This is a genomic window from Mesorhizobium sp. USDA 3734, assembly GCF_056279665.1.
The window spans coordinates 1967199-1983661 of sequence record NZ_JBWCCW010000001.1; the positions used below are offsets into that span (position 1 = coordinate 1967199).

Sequence of the window (16463 nt, forward strand, 5' to 3'; positions counted from 1 at the left end):
CACTATGGGCGAATGGAAATTCGAAGATCCGAAAAATTTGGCGGTTATGTCGACTCGGAAAATATTCAGTAGTTCGGGTTGGATTGCGTACGTATCACATGACGCCGATGACGAGTCGTGGCAATTTTATGGAAATGAAGCTGAAATTGATCAAGATGATCTAATTTTAGTGGGCTTGGTCGAGATAGTGGAACTTGATGAAACTGTTGCGCAATTGGCAGATTTGCCTTTGGGCTGGCATGCTCGGCGCGATACAAAAAGCTCGCCATGGAGGCGGAGCAAAAAGCCTCCCGAACCTCCAGAAATGGAGCTGAGCTAGGTCTGTCGTCCCATGCTGTAGCCGCTCCCTATGGCCTGTGGGTGATTGCAACACAGAAGCGACGGATTGCCAGTTCAGTATTGTAGGTGTTCAAGACGCATGTATATTCATTTTATTCCATTTTAGATTGGGTATACTGGAGTGAGGTAAGGACTTGCCTAGAGATCCCGATACAGGCTGGAATATGGATCTCTATCACAAGTGTCTACGTTCAGCAGGCCGGACAGCCGACGTGTGGAGCTATGAGCTTCTGAGTAAAAAAGACCACATCGAGCATCAAAAGGAACAAGATAACTTTAAGATATGGGGTAGTTGGAGCAGAGGAAACAGAAGGTTAAAGCCGTGGCAACAAGCGTGGATGCCGATCCCGATCTGAGCAAAGTAAAGCCTCTGCCGCCCGAAAATTCGCGTGGTAGCGTAGAATTCAAGCGTGACCGTCGTCGAGCTCGTGCATATCTTGAATCTCACAGCTGGATATCAGCTATCAAGGGTGAATACCTAGGATACCGTCTTGACGGCGTCATATATGTATTTCTCTTCGAGTTTATACCCGCCGAGCCGAATGTGCCGTCATGGACATGGGTCATCGTTGGCGACGTACCGTCGGCCTATATTAGCTGCCACTACGCCAAGACGCCCTATGTGGCACTGGACGGCTATATTGGCGCCATGGAGGAGTGGGTCGAAGCCGCGCGGGAAGGAAAGTCGGTTGAGGACATTATTCCAGTCAACGTGCCGGCCACTCCTGAATATGCTGAAAGGTTGGGTGGCCGCCTCAATTTCCTCCGGAAAAATGTTCTTCCGTTGCTGCGAAAATGAAGTGGTTCGCAACAGCAAGCCAACGGCAGCGACTTGGGTTGTAATGCTCAGCGGCAAGAGGGCATTGCCTCGGCTCTGATCGCAATGATCCGAATTACGGTGAATTACGGTGACAGTGCATTTTTAGAGGTTACACCCAGGTGATTGGAGTGGAACTCCGGACTGCCACATGGAAAATAGTGCACTGTCACCATATTCCTACACCCGGGTCCGAACTGCTGACAGAAGAAGCAGGCGACGGCGCCAGTCGAGGACCGACCGGCCAGTTCTATAGTGTGGTGTTCGAGACAAGGCTAGATTCTGCGTTATATCCGAACGTTTCGCGCCCACGCCATTTCCAGGCGGCCAACGAAGCCCCTGCTGGTGCTAATGGAAAGAGAGCCGGGTTTTGCGAAAGTTCTGCAAGATGCGGGAATTAACCTTCAACGGACAAAGAGGGGGCTCGTTCCCCGAAGAGCGCCCCCCCGGCTACACTTGGCACCACGACGCAAAAGCCGGTGTGATGCAACTTGTCCCTAGATCGCAGCATGATCCTGGGACTATCTTTCAGAAGACATTGCACCCGAATCGTCGAGGAGGATTTTCTTTATGGGGAAAGTAATCAAGTTATTGGACATCGTTGGCAGGCTCTCAGATTTTGACGAGGATGACACGATTTATGTGGCGGAACCTTGGACTGAAGATTCCCATGCAATGGTTGCGACCGCACCCGACGATAGCACGGTGCCTCCGAAGGCGGCAGCCAAAGCGGGGCTTACATATTTCATCGAAATATTCATCGCGATCGAATTCACCGAAGCATGGGTCGCGTCGCTGAAGGAGAAGCCCAGCCTGTCGGCTATCTGCCAAAGACTTATCGAATACGCCACCAATGATGCGTGAGGGGAAAAATGGCGACTAACCCACGTTATGATGGACAGCCGCTGCTTAGGCTGCTGGAGCTTTATGTGCTCTGGGCCATCGGAGAACTTTCTCAAGAGTCGGAGGATGGCTTGAAAAAGATGGCCCCCAAACTGCAATCTATCTATGGCGGCGATGGGCAATGGCATGACGCAATTGCCCAGGCCATGCACATGCCCGAGGAAATGCCGGCAGCAATCCGGGATATGTGGGCAAAGAATCTCGAAATCGCCCGTGTCAATAATGTAACGCTTACGCCCCAGCAATTTGCTGAGATGTTCGTGGACAACAACTTCGCGAATTGAGCGTTCTTCTCTGATGGAATTGCGGTGATGGCTGGCCTTCTACGGCGCCCCTCTCTGTCCCGCCGGAGGTTCGTCGTTCGAAAGCCAAGCAATTGGCTTTCGTCCGCTGCACGGACCGCTCCTCAACACACAGCAAACGGGGAGGGACGGATCAAACATTCGGCCTCGCGCGAGGGCCGATCATATAAAGCGGCATCGGGATGCCGGAGACCACAGACGCTGGGCTATACAAAGATGGCAAGGGAGTTAATCAGGAGAATACTGCCAAACCCGACTTAAGCAGCGTCACACGTCTGCCTCCGGCCGATGTCAGCACAGGCGACGATGAGCTTGATTCCGCCCGGATCGAAGCGCGCCAATACCTCGAATTCTATACTTGGGTATCAGATATCAAGTGCGAATATCTTGGTTACAGCGCGGAAGGGATAATTTACATTTTCCTTTTCGAGATAGAGACCAACCGAGTAGATATGAACCCATGGCCATGGGTGATCGTCGGTGATGTGCCGCCGACGTATCTGCCAGCCGACGACGGAAAGACCCCATTTGAAGCGTTGGATGGGTATATCGGCGCCCTTGAAGTCTGGGTTGACGCCGCGCGCCACGGAAAATCCGTAGCGAAATTGATACCAGTCAATGTCGACGCGAATCCTGCCAACGCCGAGATGCTGGCAAGTCGGCTCAAATTCCTCGACGAAAAGATTCTGCCGTTGCTTCCGCACTGATCTGCCGCACGTACCCGCGCGAGCATCGTGAGTAGGGCTGAGGCCGGGCGGCTACCGAGTTGCTGTACGAGGGGTCGGCAGGGCCGGCCGACCTGTAATTGAACCGCAATTTTCACAGCCTTGCCTTCGCGGGGCTTTTTTCATGGAGCAAGCCTCATGGCCCGACCCGCAACCGCCGCCGTTCGCCTGTTGACCGGCGAGCGCGAACCCGTGCGCCTGGCGACGACGGTGAACCTGGAGACGATCGTCATCGACGGCGTTGCCTGGATCGAGGGCCTCAAGGTGGTCGACGGCCTCCAGACCGCGACCGGCGACCGGGTGCTGGTCAAGGACCAGGCGGATGCCAGGCTGAACGGCATCTATACGGCCTCGGAAGGCTACTGGTACCGCGCCGCCGATGCGCGAGCGGGACGCACGATGCAGAAGGGGACGACGGTGCATGTCCAGGAGGGCACGGTTTCGGCGGATTTCGTCTTTGCCTTCCAGACGTTGAACCCCGTGATCGGTGCCGACGACATCGTGCTGTCGTTCTACCAGTCCGACGATACCGTCGGGGACATCCAGGCAGCCGCGCAAGGCATCATCGACCAGGCCCAGGCGGCCGCGGATGTGGCGACGGGCGCTATGACAACCGTGCTCGATCCGCAATTCGCGACCAAGGCGACGGCCGAGGCATACTCACCGGCAATTGCGCCGGATTATATCAGGACTGCCGGCTATTCGCAGGTCGGCGACGGCCAAGCCCTCTACAGGAAGAATGGCACCACCTTGGCCGGTGGGGGCGGTCTGGCGATCACGCTGCAAGGTGGAGCGAGAGCCGGCTTCGACATCATCAACGCACCGAGATCGAAGGAGATCAACATTCGCGCGGCGGGCGCCGACACGGCAGCCGGCAACAACAGGACCGCGATCGTCAACGCCATTACTGCCGCCGGGCAGGGCAGGCTGATCATTCCGGCCGGCATATTCTCGCTGGCCGGCAATATCGACATTCCGCAGGGGCTGACGGTCGAGTTCGACGACAAAGCGCTTTTGCAGCGCACCGAGGACGCCACGCACCTTTTCAACCTGAAGGGCGATAACCGCATCATCGCGCCAAAGGTCAACGGCGCCTGGGATCACGTCGCGGCTGCGAACGGCTTTGGCGTCTTCAACATCAGCGGCATTTCCGGCGCCACGATCGAGCATGGCACGATCACCGGTACGCAAGGCGACCACTACCGCATTGCCGATTCCAGCTGGGTCTACATCGACGACGCCAGGGGCGACGCAGCGCGCAACATCGTTACGATCAACGATGATGTTTCCGGCACAAGTCACGTATTTGTCCGCCGTGCTCGCGTGAGCGCCTATTTGAATGGTTTCGATGCGGAGAGCGACGACGACTGGCCGGTGAGCGATATCGAGGTGGATATCGACTGGACGCAGCTTGGCGGCGTTCAGCTTGGCGCCGCCGTCGCCTTTACCCGCAGCGTTGTGCCCGCCGGGTCGGTGTTGAAGTACAAACGCCTTCGCATCAGCGCCAAGTCCAGGGATGGCCTCTACGGTCTGGTGCTGCGAGGAGCCAAGGATGTCGAAGTGCGCAGCCTGGTGACCGAAGGCGTCCAGCAGGGCATTCGCGCCGGCACCGGCCATCATATCGAAGATCTTCGCCTGCTGTCCTTCGACATCCAGGCGACGCATCAGGGCATCTATATCGAAACCCCGGCCGGGCAACAGATTTCACGCGGCGTCAGGATTGGCGCCGGCCGCATCTTTGGGTTCACCCAGGCCAATGCCTACGGCGTCTTCAGCGCGGCGGATGAAACCAACGTGTCGGCCGACACGCTTGTCGACATGGGCGGCGCGGCTGCGTCCATTGGCGTTCGATTGAACGGCGACATGTCGCAAACCCATGCCAGCATTGCGGATGCGCGATCGTCCTATGTCGCCCTGTCGACACTATCGAGCGAACGGCAGAGGGCGACGGGTGGCCTTTTCAAGGCGACGACCGGCAGCGTCGTCAACGACGTGAAAGTCAGCGGATCCTCGCCCAGCGTCGAGGTGCGGGACAACATCTACTCCGGCACGGCGACGGGCAAGCCAACCGATGACGGATCGCACATCGCGCTGGTTGAAGGAAACCGCGGCGGCGACCTTTTCAAGGGCTATAAATCGACGCTGGACGCAACGCCCGTTCTCATGGTCTTCGAAGCCGGAAACAGCTTTGTTCCGATCAGGCCAGGGCAAGGCGCCAAATTCACCGTCGATGTCGCCGCTCGCCGCACGGATGGCTCATCGTCGACCAGCGCCGGCTATGTGTTCGCCGGCGTGATCCGCAACACGGGCGGAACCCTGGCGGTCGAAGGTGCGATCACCAAAACGGTGATCGGCGAATATGCAACCGACGCCGCATCGCTCGACGCGTCCGTCGCCGCCGGAGCTTCCGGAATTGAGGTGACCGTTACCGGCGTCACGGCAAAGACCTATGGCTGGAACGCAGTTGTGCGGCTTCAGGAGGTTTGATTTTCCGGAGAGGTTCGACGCCGCCTGCCGGCTGATCGGCAGGCCCGAGGGACGGGCTCCCTGCATCTCAAGACCAAAATCTCTTTCAGCTTCGCTTTCGCGGGGCCTTTTCATGGAGCAAGCCAGCATGGCCCGATCTTCAGCCGCCGCCGTTCGTCTTCTGACCGGCGAGCGCGAACCTGTTCGCCTGGCGACAACCACCAGCATTGCGCTCTCCGGCCTCCAGACCATTGACGGGGTGGCGACGGAGGTGGGTGACCGCGTGCTGGTCAAGGACCAGGCCAACCCGACGCAGAACGGCATTTACACGGCGAGCCAAGGCCGATGGTCCCGCGCCGCCGACGCCCGCAGCGGGCGAACCATGCAGAAGGGGACGACGGTGCATGTCCAGCAGGGCGCCGTCTCGGCCGACTTTGTCTTTGCATTCCAGACGCTGAACCCTGTCGTTGGAACCAGCGACATCCTCCTCAGCTTCTACCAGTCCGACGACATCGTCGGGGATATCCGGGACGCCACGCAAGACATCATCGACCAGGCCCAGGCCGCGGCCAATGTCGCGGCCGAGGCCATGACAACGGTGATCGATCCGCAATTCGCCACGCTTGCTGCCGCCCAGGCGTTCTCGCCAGCCATCGCCCCGACATACGCACCGCATTCTACGACAGCTATCAGGTGTCGGGCAGCGGCGCGGTTTATCGGAAGAACGGGACCACGGCTGGGGATCTGGTGATTACGCTGAGCGATGGCGCGACGCTGGCGGGGTATTCGTTGGCAGACACGCCTCTTGCTTCACAGAAAGGCGCTCGCAAGAATAACTACAATGACGATGCGCCAGCCGTGCAGGCGGCGCACGACCTGGCGCTGGGCGGGGTCAGGCTGCCAGCCGGTTCTTACAAAATGGTGCCAGGTTCGGTCTCGCCTTTCACCTTCGGCAATTTCCCTTCGGTGAATGTCTATCGTGCGGTTGCGCTGACTGCGGACAACGTTACTTTCAGTGGCCATGAGGCGGTGTTGCACGGCGTGAGCCGGGCCAGTGTTATCGCGGCGGATGTCCAGCCGGTCTTCTCGACTGACAAGAACATGACCGTCGGCACCCGGAAGAACATCACGTTTGATGGTGTTACCTTCGATCCTGAAAATAATACCGATGCCACGAACGGCAACCAGCGCTTTGTCTATGCGGTCGGCGTCGACGGACTGAGGTTTCTTGATACCAAGGGTGGTTCCAGCGGCAGCCGGCGTGGCTACTACGCCCACATCCAGAACAGCAAGAATGTGCAGGTCGATGGACATCGTCACCAGAAGGTGACGGGCGGCTTCAATGTTCGCTATGTCGACGGCTTCGTGATGACGAATTTCCTTTTCGAAGATTTCTCGGAAGCGATCGATCTTGACGGCGCCAGCCAACGTGTCGTCATCCGCAATGGAGTGTTCAAGTCGACCTCGCGCGTGAACCAGTGCATCGACGTCAACGACCAAGTCGACGCTTCGATCGGCGATTTTTCAGTCAACAACACCGGAAACATCGTCACCGTAAACTACAAGACGACGACGCCCGATACCTTTGCGGAATATGTCGCAGGCACGATTGTCAGGAATTTCCAGGTCGGGAAACGCATCCTTTTATCAAATATCTCCGGCTCGGCGGTCGGCTCAGCGGCCATTCCGGCTTTCTACATCGGGTGGGATTGGTCGGCAGGGAATCATGCCGGAGCGGCCCCGGTGCAGGACATTACCCTGCAGAACATTGTGCTCGACGATCACGGCTACTTCGATATTCGCGAGGCGCTCAGCCTTAAGCTCAAAGACATTACCTCCTACCGGGCGCAATGCGGCTTCAACCACGCCGTGAACTGTATTTCGGCCGCGTCGAATGCCGATCAGATCGGTTGGTCTGATCTCGACGTCGATATCGACGGACTGCGCATCGAGGCATCTGACAAAGGCGGCCTGAATATTTCGGCACCTTCACAGGCAAAGGTTCGTCGGCTGATCACGCGGGGGAACAACACGCTTGGTGGCACACTTACGGATCTAACAATCACGGGGCTCGCCACTCGCGCCGGGCGCGCTTCCGTTGACGAGTGCGATATCGGCGGTAATGTGGTGCTGAATGGCGACAGCACCGCCGTAGCGGCCTGGGCTGGTGACACGATCTACAAGCGCAACGCTATTGTTACCAATGGCGGGAATTTCTATCGCGCGACAGCGGAGGGGAAATCAGCCAGCAGCGGCGGGCCAACCGGAACGGCGCTTTCTGTCACAGATGACGGCTCGGCATCGATTGCCGTGTGGGCGGCGTCGACGGTTTACGCTGTGGATGCAGTGCGATCGAACGATGGCGCGTATTTCATCTGTATGACGGCAGGCACTTCGGCGGTTGCAGGTGGTCCGGCTGGGACGGATCATCGGATCGCCGATGGCACTGTAGTTTGGCGGCCATTTGGCGGCGCGGTGAAGTGGGAATATCTGCTTTATCCGTATTCTCTTAGATGGGGGAAAAACAATCATGTTAGGGGAACGGTTACACTACAAGGTGACGCGCAGAAGTATATATTCGGCGAAAGCATCGCCGCTCAACTTGGCGATTACACTGCAACCGGGTTGATAAACAAGAGCATGTTCGTAGCGCGTCGCCGTGGCCGGATTGTTCGAGCCAGCTACCAAGTGACTGCCGATGCGACCGCTGATGCGGCCAATTACCGGAACCTGATCTTGCGACGCCTCCGGGCAGGTGCTTCGGCAAACGTGTCGACCATTGATACCAGCGCAACAGGGCTGACTGCGTTCGTCATGCGCGACGGCGCTGTTACTGCCAACTCGGCTGGCGCTGACCTGGAGCCGGGCGACATCATATTCGTCAACTCGAACTCAGCCGGTACAGGCAGGGCTCTGACGGGGCTTGGCGTGACAGTTGAGTTCATTGAGTTTTGAGCCCCTATCGGGACAGCATCGGAGGTGCTTTTAACGTTGATCAGCGGGCAGCGTGAGTCGCGCTCACCACGAAAAATGAGGACCATGTCTAGTGAGCCCACGTGGCGCCAGTCGGCAACTTTATTGGAGAGCGTCAGCATTTGCGTTTCGCATGACAATAATGAAGGTGCTATTGCACATGTCGCCAAGAATCAAAGAGGCGTTCGAATGCGGCCCATTCGCCAACTCTGGCTCCCCACGTTGTTCTTTCTAGCCCCGGTGCTCATCTTCGCGGCTTCTCGAACCGACTATGCGAATTATGTCTCGTATGCTTTGGAAGGTGATATCGTCGCCTACTCGAGAGATTTCGCCTATGCGACCAGGGCAACGTTCCTAGTCTATATGACGGCTGTGGCGCACGAGCCCGTGTTCATCGCCATGCATTGGATATACGCCAACCTGGGGTTTTCGATCTCTGACAGCATGCTAGCCAACAGCATGGTCATGGTTTCGGTCTACTATCTTTACTCGGTCAGACAAAGCGATAGCGTAGTGCTTGGTGCGATATCGACTGTCGGCCTGATCATGCTGCCATGGTTCGAGCAACTGGGCCAAAACACGTTGCGTCAAGGGTTTTCGCTTATCTTCATTCTCGCGTTCTTCCTAGCGTTCAATGGCGGCAAGAAATATCGAGCAATATTATTTGCTGCTTTGGCAATCTTTAGCCACTACAGCGCTTCTCTATTTGTTTCGATCTATGTATTGGCAGGTTTTCTTCCTCGCTCTGGAAAATTGATAGTTGGTGTAGTTGCTTTAATTTTTGTGGGTTACATTACAAATTTCATATCTGGTATTTCCAATATAATAATAACCCCGATTTTGGCGCAGGCCGGTTTATACACTAAGTACTCTTCAGACATGTTTATGAATTATCGAGTAGGGTTTAAGTCTTTGTTTTTTGCCTATTCGCTAGCCCAGTGCGTCGCCAGTATCTTTTTGATCAAGAGGGCGGCAAAGAAGTCGGATGAGCGCTTGGGAAAATATTGTATCCTCATGACCGTTATCTACATGCTGGCGAGCGGACTACCTTACTATAACCGGGTCGCCATGATGCCCATGCTTTTGCTCCCGGTGGTGCTCGTGACGCTGTATGCTCGTATAACCGCGCCGCGCCGTTTTTTTCGGCACACCGATCCGCGTACTGAAACTCGCTCGTCCAGCCGCTGGCAAGGCGCTTAACTCATCCACGGCGTGCTCGGTTCTCGCGCAGTCTTCTGCCTAGCCTTGATCATCGCATGAGCATGGCTCTGCGCATCGACTGATGTATCGCGCGCGCGGTTTTGCGCGCATCTCGACCGTGCAATTCCCCATCGGCCCTTCCGAACAATTTTCAAAGGAACCATCACCATGGACCGCAATTTCGCGCGGGCGCTTGCGCTTGTTCTCAAATCGGAAGGCGGGTGGTCGGACAATCCGGCCGATCCCGGCGGCGCCACCATGAAGGGGGTGACGCTTGCCAATTTCCGTCGCTATGTGAAGGCTGACGCGACAAAGGCGGATCTGCGCGGGATCAGCGACGCGCAGATCGCCGCGATCTACCGCCGATTCTACTGGGACGCAGTGCTCGGCGCCGAGCTGCCCGATGGTGTCGACTATGCCGTGTTCGATTTCGCGGTGAACAGCGGGCCTGGCCGAGCGGCGAACTATTTGCAGGCGGCCGTGGGCGTTGCCCGGGATGGCCGGATCGGACCGGCGACCCTTGCCGAGGTCAAGGCAAGGCAGGCCGGCATCGTCATCGATGCGCTTTGCGATGCGCGGCTGGCGTTTCTCCAACGGTTGCCGACATGGAAAACCTTTGGCCGAGGCTGGTCCGATCGCGTCAGGTCGGTGCGGGTTCAGGCCTTGCTGATGTCGGCGCAACGACCGGTGGCATCGGTGGCCACGCCGGCGCCTGTCCCGGCGCCGCCCAAGGTCGAAACGCCTTCTGGTGGGGCGCCGGCGGTCCAGCCCATGCCGCCGGCACCGCCATCCGGCGGCACGACGGCTGCCGCGGCCGGCATCCTCGTTCTCATGGCCGGAGCGCTCGCAGCCTTCTGGCATCACTTCACCGGGTTTTTCGGGAGCCTCTTCTGATGGCATGGTTCAACACCAACGCGTTGCACAATCTTCTCAACACGCTGATCGCGATCATCTGCGGCGGCGCCCTGGCCGGCTTCGACTGGACGCTGTTCGGGGTCAGCGACCGCACCGCGCTTCAGATCAGCGGCGCTGTCGCCCTCGCCAAGATCATCATCAACGCCGTTCGCGACGGCCCGCGCGGCATGGTCGCGCCGCCGCCGCCGGCAGAGGAGAAGTAAGATGGAAGGTCTCCAACAACTCGTCGTCGCTTGGCTTGAAGTGGTCAAGCCATATTGCATCGGCTTTTCGATTGGTATGTCCGTTTGCATCATAGTGAGGCATCTATGACCGCGCTCATCGCCTTTCTGCTCGAGCATGCAGGGATAGCCATCGCGGCTCTTGGTGCCATCGCCACCGTCGTTGCGGCGGGGTGGGGCAATCTGCGAGGCGCAAAACGAGAGCGGGACAAGCAGGCTGTGAAAGATGCTGCTGCTGTGACCGAAGCCCAGAAGATCGACGACGCCGTCGCCGGCCGGACGCCGGACGACAACCGGGGGAGGCTGGCCAGATGGTCAAAATCATAGCGCTCTCGCTCACGCTGGCCGGCTGCACCACATCAGGCGGGTCGTTCTGCGCAGCCGGGCATCCCATCCGGCCGACAAAGGCAGAGGTTGCGACCCTTTCCGATGCGTCGGTGGCTGCGATCCTGGCGCACAACGAAAAGGGCCAGACGCTTTGTGGATGGAGGCCGTGATGCACGATCTTTTCGACCTGCTCGGTATCAAGGGGCCGGTTGTCGCCGCCGGCCTTGCCGGCGGCGTTCTGCGTGCGCTGTCGCGGCATCGCTACAAGTTGCGCGAAATGGTGGCCTCGCCGATCTGCGGCGCGCTTGCCGCGGCCTATTTGACGCTGCCGGCGGTGTCCTACGCCAGGATAACCGGCCTGCCGATGCCTGACCCGGCTGACGACACCACCACGCTGGCCGCCGCCTTCCTGATCGGCGTCTGCGCCATGTGGATTTCGGACATGCTGTTCGAGTTTGTCGTGAGGCGGTTCAAGTCGGTGCCAGACGAGTAGCTATTGGCGCCGGTTGGTGTTGTTTGCTAGCGACTGCTTGATAGAATTCCCGAGACACTTTCGTCATAGCCCGCTCCGGTTCGCCGGGGCGGGCTATTTTTGCGTTTCGGCACCGGCGTGACGGCCGGCATTGCCTACGGCGTGGGCTGGTCGAGAAACGCCGGCAGCTGAAAATGGCGACAGAGCACGCTTTCCGCCGTTTCCAGCGCGCCCTCTATCCACGCCTGCCTGGACGACCATGCCTCGCCGCAGATATGGATCGGCGTGTCAGCGACCGGCTGCAGGGCCAGCTTCGCTGCCTCGTCCGGCTTGCTGCTCGCCGCCCACAGGTGGAAAGCGCCGCCAAATGGCGCGGCCATCCAGTCGCGGATCATCACCTTCACCGGGGCGGGCGACTCGCGACCGAGTTTCTGCCCATACATCACTGCTACCATGCGCTGGATTTTCGCCGCGGCGAGATGGCCGGGTGCCAGCCACTCGCCGTTTGGCAGGGGCGCGAAGGTCTCGCGCCAGAAGGCGCCGCGTGCGCCGTCGGCAAACATGGCAAGCGCGCCCATGCCCTGGTGGTTTCGCCAGCCCTCGGCGCCGAAATGCCTGACCACACCAAGCGGCAGATCGGTCACTGCGACAGAAGAGCGGAACCCGATCGGCGTCCACCAGCAGTCAGGATAGAGAATGGCTGAAGTCACGACAGGCCAGGCGTCGACAGCGCCAAGCAGTGTCCGGACAGTGCCGATCTGGTTGAAGCCGTCGATCTCAAGGATGGCCGCTTTGGGAAGTGCCAGGATCACCTTGTGGGCGCGAACCGCCTGCCGGCCGGGTCCGAAGCCAAGCGTCACCATGCCGCCGACGTCATGGTCCAAGCCGACCAGACGGCAGCCGGTGATAATCTCCACGCCCAGGCCGCGGACCGCCACCGCCAGTGCGTCGACCAGGCCGGACATTCCGCCGGGAAGCTCGAACAGTTGGTGTCCGCCCCGGAAGAGATTTTGCGCCGCCCAGTGCAGCACGGCCTCGGCGTCGACGGGTGCTGTCCAGAAGCCGTAGCCGGAACGATCCAACAGATAGGCCATCTCCTCGGCGCTCAGCAATTGCGACAGGCGCTGGCCGAGGGCCATGGCGGGTGCTTTCACGTTTGCGGACCTTTGCCGTGCCGTTTGCAGCAGCCGGGCAGGGCCGCCACGCTGAAGGCCGACGGCGACGTCATAGGCGAAGGGGCGCCGCCAGCGCGCCTTGCGGATTTCGCCAAGCGATCGGGTTCGGCCCCGCAGGTGCACCAGCCCTTGGCTTTCGTTCTGAACACCAGTGGTGGCTACGTCCAGATGCCGCAGCAACCGCAACAGCAGACCATGGTCGTCGCGGATCGATTGCGCGCCAAGCTCGACCGTCAGGCCGGGCGCGGGGTGGAGCGTATGGATCCGGCCGCCAAGCCGGTCCGAGGCCTCGAACAGATGAATCCGTTTGCCGCCCGCCATGGCAAGCCGCCAGGCTGCGTACAGCCCGGCAATGCCGGCGCCGACGATAGCAACATCCGTTTCCACCTGGCCCCCGCGCCCAAAGTTCCGCCCCAGCGAGCTTTGCCTCAATGATCCGGCTTGGCAAGTCTCAAGCCAGGATGTTGACCGCGCGCGCCGCGACCAGCGCGATGGTCAGCAGCGATATCATGGCCTCGGCCATCATCAGCAGCTTGGCGCGTTGGGAGAGTGGCAAGGTATCGGTGGGCGAAAACGCTGTTGCATTGGTGAAGGCGAGGAAGAAATAGTCGACGAAGCCGGGCAGCCAATCGCGAAGCTCACGATCGTTCAGGGTCATCTGCGCGAACAGGAAATCGGCCTGCGCGAGCTTGACGAGGCCGCAGGTCGGCGGCCCGCCACGGTCGGTGCTCCAGAACCACAAGGCAAAGACGATGACGTTGGTGACCCAGATGTTGAGCGCGTCGATCAGCAGTGTCGTGCCGCTGTTGCCGGCATGGCCCTCCAGCAAGGCGCGCACCAGCAAGACCAGCGAACCGCAATTCATGACGCTGATGATGGCGGTCATTGTCAAAGCGGTTCTGCGGATCATGATGCGAAACTGGCCGATCGCATGCCACTCGTGATCCTCGACCGCCTTTCGGGTGGCGGCCTGTGTCCAGGCCGTGGCCACCGACAAGGGCAGCAGCAGGGCGGCCTCCAGCGCCGGCGCCAGCCAGCGCGGCCCGAATGAGAGGTTGTTGATGACCAGAAGCTGCAGGCAGATGATGACCAGAACGGCCGCGCGCGCCATCCAGAAGTCTAGCGCACGGTAGTGGATAACGGCATGGTGATGGCGCATTTTGAATCCTGGATGCTTGTTGGTGGGGGTGGCGAGGATCTGGTCAGGCCTAACGACGCCTGCCCCGATCACGACCAATGCGCCTGCCCGGCACGTTCGAAGTGTCGCAGGGCGCTTTTCATTGTCGTCTTGCTTGCATGTGAGGGGAGAGGCAGCATCGTGAGGTGAAATTCTGCCTCAATCTTGGTTTTGCAATGGTCGCCCAAGTATACATTTTTGTAAGCTTTGAGTTCTGGGCTGTTCGAAAAACCGTCCGGTGTGATTTATCCACCGCATGACGCGAATCGATGAACCCATGAACGGCTGGCTGCCGGTCGGCAGCTCTGTTCCAGGCGACTGGCGCCGGTCGGCGATCTGGTCGCATCTGACCCGATATCCGGAGGCTGTTCTGGCACTGTTATGCCTGACGCAGATCCTGTGCTGGACCGTGGTGCCGGCGCTTGTCGACGCCGCCCCGCCCGGCGATGTCGTCGAGGGCTTCATGTGGGGCCGCGAATGGGTGCTGTTGACCTACAAGCATCCGCAGCTTCCTGGTTGGCTGCTCGAGACCAGCCATCTTCTGACCGGATCGTTCCGCTGGCCGCAATATCTGCTTGCCCAGCTCGTCGTCTCGGCGACCTTCATCATCGTCTACCTGCTGGCCCGCGACATGCTCGGGAGAACCCGCGCGCTGGCCGCCGTGCTTTTGATGCCGTCGCTCTATTTCTTCGGCTGGCCCACCCCGCAATTCAATCATGACTATGCGCAGATGCCCTTCTGGGCCGCTATCTGCTGGCTGCTGTGGCGTGGAAGTCGTGGTGGCGGGCCGGGCTGGTGGCTGGCGCTCGGATTGGCGTCGGGTGTCGGGCTCTATGCCAAGTTTTCCACCGGGCTGCTGTTGCTCTTCGGCGCGATCTGGCTGTTGTCGGACACACGGGCACGCAGTCGGCTCGCCACGCCCTGGCCGTGGCTCGGGCTTGCGGTTTTCATTGCCGTCGCCGCGCCGCTGGCCGTCCAGCTCTACCGCATCGATTTCCTGCCGCTGACCTATGTCGCCGGCCGCGATGAATGGGTTCTGGCCCACCGCTCCCGCCTCTACTATATCGGCGTCCAGATGGCCGGGCTCTGCGGCTTTCTCCTGGTGCTGGCGATTTCGGGCCTGTTGCGGCGCTCGCCTGCGCCGGAAGAGCCCGTCGAGCGCGGCACGCTGGTCTATGTCGTGTGGATGGGGCTCGGTTCGGCGGCCCTTGTCATGGTGGCTTCGCTGTTCACCGGAGCCGGCGAGGCATGGGGCGCACCGATGTACAATCTAGTCGGCGTTGTGGCGCTTGCCTTGCTGGGCCATCGGCTCGGCGCCATCGAGATGCGACGGCTGGCGATCTGCGCGTTCGCCTGCATCATCGGCATGTCCGGTGCCTATGCGGGCATCCGCTGGACGAGCTGCAATTTGCGCGGGCGTATGGACGCCGTGTGCTGGCCGGCGCGACAGATCTCGGATGAGGCCGAGGTGGTCTGGCACGCGGCGGTGCCCGGTCGGCTCGACATCGTCGGCGGCGATACCCGTATGGCGTTGCTGGCGGGCCTCAACGCCTATGACAAGCCGTCGATCTTCACCGAACTCGACATGCGGCTCGCCCCCTGGATCACTAGTCAGCGGCTGCGCGACCACGGCATACTTCTGGTCTGGCCTGGGCACGAGGTACCACCCTATCTGCAGGCGTGGCTGGGCAACATCCCGGTCAAAACAGTTCTTTTCGACTGGTCGCTCAAGGCACCGCCGGTGGCAATCAGCTTTGCCGCCGTTCCGCCCGGCGCGCCGCAGTTGCCGAGTGTGATCGCGAGCCTCGCCCGGCCGAGCAACTGAAGCAGATCCGCCGGCCCGCTGGACGAAGCAGGTGACAATGCCCATTTATGAGGAGATCCAACTTGCTTTTGAGGAGACGTGATATGGCGACTTCGACCGAACGCGCAGTCCTTGCCGGTGGCTGCTTCTGGGGGATGCAGGATTTGATACGGCGCTATCCCGGCGTCATCTCCACCCGTGTCGGCTACAGCGGCGGCGACGTGGCCAACGCCACCTATCGCAACCATGGCAGCCATGCCGAAGCCATCGAGATCAATTTCGATCCGGCCGTCATAAGCTATCGCACGCTGCTGGAGCGGTTTTTCCAGATCCATGATCCGACGACCCGCAACCGGCAAGGCAACGATGTCGGGATGAGCTATCGCTCGGCGATCTATTACACCAGCGACGAACAGAAGCGCCTCGCCGAGGACACCATCGCCGATGTCGATGCCTCGGGTCTGTGGCCAGGCAAGGTCGTCACCGAAGTCGCGCCGGCCGGTCCCTTCTGGGAAGCCGAGCCTGAGCATCAGGACTATCTGGAGAAATACCCCAACGGCTACACCTGCCACTTCGTCAGGCCAGGCTGGAAGCTGCCGGTCCGCGAGAGGGCGGTTTCGTAGGGTTCACAGGATCGGGGCCAAGCC

Annotated in this window: 19 protein-coding genes; 17 read left to right on the forward strand and 2 right to left on the reverse strand. The window is 59.8% G+C overall.

All coding sequences use genetic code 11. The features are described 5' to 3' along the window. Positions 1 to 4 precede the first annotated feature (4 nt). The 15 genes from ACZ89F_RS09425 to ACZ89F_RS09495 all read left to right on the forward strand — a co-directional run bounded on the left by ACZ89F_RS09425 (position 5) and on the right by ACZ89F_RS09495 (position 11681). On the forward strand, positions 5 to 319 hold the full coding sequence (locus tag ACZ89F_RS09425; RefSeq protein ID WP_476091445.1) for a hypothetical protein: 315 nt from the start codon (positions 5 to 7) through the stop codon (positions 317 to 319). Between the two features lie 342 nt (positions 320 to 661). Further along, positions 662 to 1138 carry a hypothetical protein gene (locus tag ACZ89F_RS09430; protein WP_476091446.1) on the forward strand — a complete coding sequence of 159 codons (477 nt, stop codon included), beginning with the start codon at positions 662 to 664 and terminating at the stop codon, positions 1136 to 1138. A gap of 406 nt (positions 1139 to 1544) precedes the next feature. Then, positions 1545 to 1739, forward strand: coding sequence for an HNH endonuclease (locus ACZ89F_RS09435; protein WP_476091447.1), 195 nt, complete (start codon positions 1545 to 1547; stop codon positions 1737 to 1739). Next, a complete protein-coding gene (locus ACZ89F_RS09440) occupies positions 1727 to 2020 on the forward strand; it encodes a hypothetical protein (protein WP_476091448.1) in 294 nt (97 codons plus the stop codon). The genes ACZ89F_RS09435 and ACZ89F_RS09440 overlap by 13 nt, the downstream gene beginning before the upstream one ends. Before the next feature lie 8 nt (positions 2021 to 2028). Continuing rightward, the gene (locus tag ACZ89F_RS09445) at positions 2029 to 2343 is read left to right on the forward strand and encodes a hypothetical protein (protein WP_476091449.1); all 315 of its coding nucleotides are present in this window, start codon (positions 2029 to 2031) and stop codon (positions 2341 to 2343) included. 200 nt (positions 2344 to 2543) lie between these two features. After that, positions 2544 to 3068 carry a hypothetical protein gene (locus tag ACZ89F_RS09450; RefSeq protein ID WP_476091450.1) on the forward strand — a complete coding sequence of 175 codons (525 nt, stop codon included), beginning with the start codon at positions 2544 to 2546 and terminating at the stop codon, positions 3066 to 3068. 156 nt (positions 3069 to 3224) lie between these two features. Beyond that, complete coding sequence (locus ACZ89F_RS09455) at positions 3225 to 5573, forward strand: hypothetical protein (RefSeq protein WP_476091451.1); 2349 nt, start codon at positions 3225 to 3227, stop codon at positions 5571 to 5573. Positions 5574 to 5700: 127 nt separating this feature from the next. After that, positions 5701 to 6303: a hypothetical protein gene (locus ACZ89F_RS09460; protein ID WP_476091452.1), complete on the forward strand. Its 603-nt coding sequence runs from the start codon at positions 5701 to 5703 to the stop codon at positions 6301 to 6303. Continuing rightward, positions 6300 to 8507, forward strand: coding sequence for a hypothetical protein (locus ACZ89F_RS09465; protein ID WP_476091453.1), 2208 nt, complete (start codon positions 6300 to 6302; stop codon positions 8505 to 8507). Before ACZ89F_RS09460 ends, ACZ89F_RS09465 begins: the two co-directional genes overlap by 4 nt. Before the next feature lie 207 nt (positions 8508 to 8714). After that, positions 8715 to 9725, forward strand: a complete 1011-nt coding sequence (locus ACZ89F_RS09470) for an EpsG family protein (RefSeq protein ID WP_476091454.1) — start codon at positions 8715 to 8717, stop codon at positions 9723 to 9725. A gap of 168 nt (positions 9726 to 9893) precedes the next feature. After that, on the forward strand, positions 9894 to 10619 hold the full coding sequence (locus ACZ89F_RS09475) for a glycoside hydrolase family 108 protein (RefSeq protein ID WP_476091455.1): 726 nt from the start codon (positions 9894 to 9896) through the stop codon (positions 10617 to 10619). Continuing rightward, complete coding sequence (locus tag ACZ89F_RS09480) at positions 10619 to 10843, forward strand: hypothetical protein (RefSeq protein WP_476091456.1); 225 nt, start codon at positions 10619 to 10621, stop codon at positions 10841 to 10843. The genes ACZ89F_RS09475 and ACZ89F_RS09480 overlap by 1 nt, the downstream gene beginning before the upstream one ends. 105 nt (positions 10844 to 10948) lie before the next feature. Continuing rightward, the gene (locus ACZ89F_RS09485; RefSeq protein ID WP_476091457.1) at positions 10949 to 11188 is read left to right on the forward strand and encodes a hypothetical protein; all 240 of its coding nucleotides are present in this window, start codon (positions 10949 to 10951) and stop codon (positions 11186 to 11188) included. Further along, positions 11173 to 11358 (forward strand): hypothetical protein, encoded by a 186-nt coding sequence (locus ACZ89F_RS09490; protein ID WP_476091458.1) that lies wholly within the window; start codon positions 11173 to 11175, stop codon positions 11356 to 11358. The genes ACZ89F_RS09485 and ACZ89F_RS09490 overlap by 16 nt, the downstream gene beginning before the upstream one ends. Further along, positions 11358 to 11681, forward strand: coding sequence for a hypothetical protein (locus ACZ89F_RS09495; RefSeq protein ID WP_476091459.1), 324 nt, complete (start codon positions 11358 to 11360; stop codon positions 11679 to 11681). Before ACZ89F_RS09490 ends, ACZ89F_RS09495 begins: the two co-directional genes overlap by 1 nt. A 134-nt stretch (positions 11682 to 11815) precedes the next feature. Here ACZ89F_RS09495 and ACZ89F_RS09500 read toward each other — a convergent pair whose 3' ends face one another. Together ACZ89F_RS09500 and ACZ89F_RS09505 are read right to left on the reverse strand one after the other, a co-directional pair. Continuing rightward, on the reverse strand, positions 11816 to 13222 hold the full coding sequence (locus ACZ89F_RS09500; protein WP_476091460.1) for a flavin monoamine oxidase family protein: 1407 nt from the start codon (positions 13220 to 13222) through the stop codon (positions 11816 to 11818). A 64-nt stretch (positions 13223 to 13286) separates the two neighbouring features. After that, positions 13287 to 13994, reverse strand: a complete 708-nt coding sequence (locus ACZ89F_RS09505) for a hypothetical protein (RefSeq protein ID WP_183450632.1) — start codon at positions 13992 to 13994, stop codon at positions 13287 to 13289. A gap of 295 nt (positions 13995 to 14289) precedes the next feature. Between ACZ89F_RS09505 and ACZ89F_RS09510 the strand changes: the two genes are divergently transcribed. Both ACZ89F_RS09510 and msrA read left to right on the forward strand, forming a co-directional pair. Next, positions 14290 to 15837 carry a glycosyltransferase family 39 protein gene (locus tag ACZ89F_RS09510; protein ID WP_476091461.1) on the forward strand — a complete coding sequence of 516 codons (1548 nt, stop codon included), beginning with the start codon at positions 14290 to 14292 and terminating at the stop codon, positions 15835 to 15837. A gap of 83 nt (positions 15838 to 15920) precedes the next feature. Continuing rightward, the gene (gene msrA / locus ACZ89F_RS09515; RefSeq protein WP_476091462.1) at positions 15921 to 16439 is read left to right on the forward strand and encodes a peptide-methionine (S)-S-oxide reductase MsrA; all 519 of its coding nucleotides are present in this window, start codon (positions 15921 to 15923) and stop codon (positions 16437 to 16439) included. Positions 16440 to 16463 lie beyond the last annotated feature (24 nt).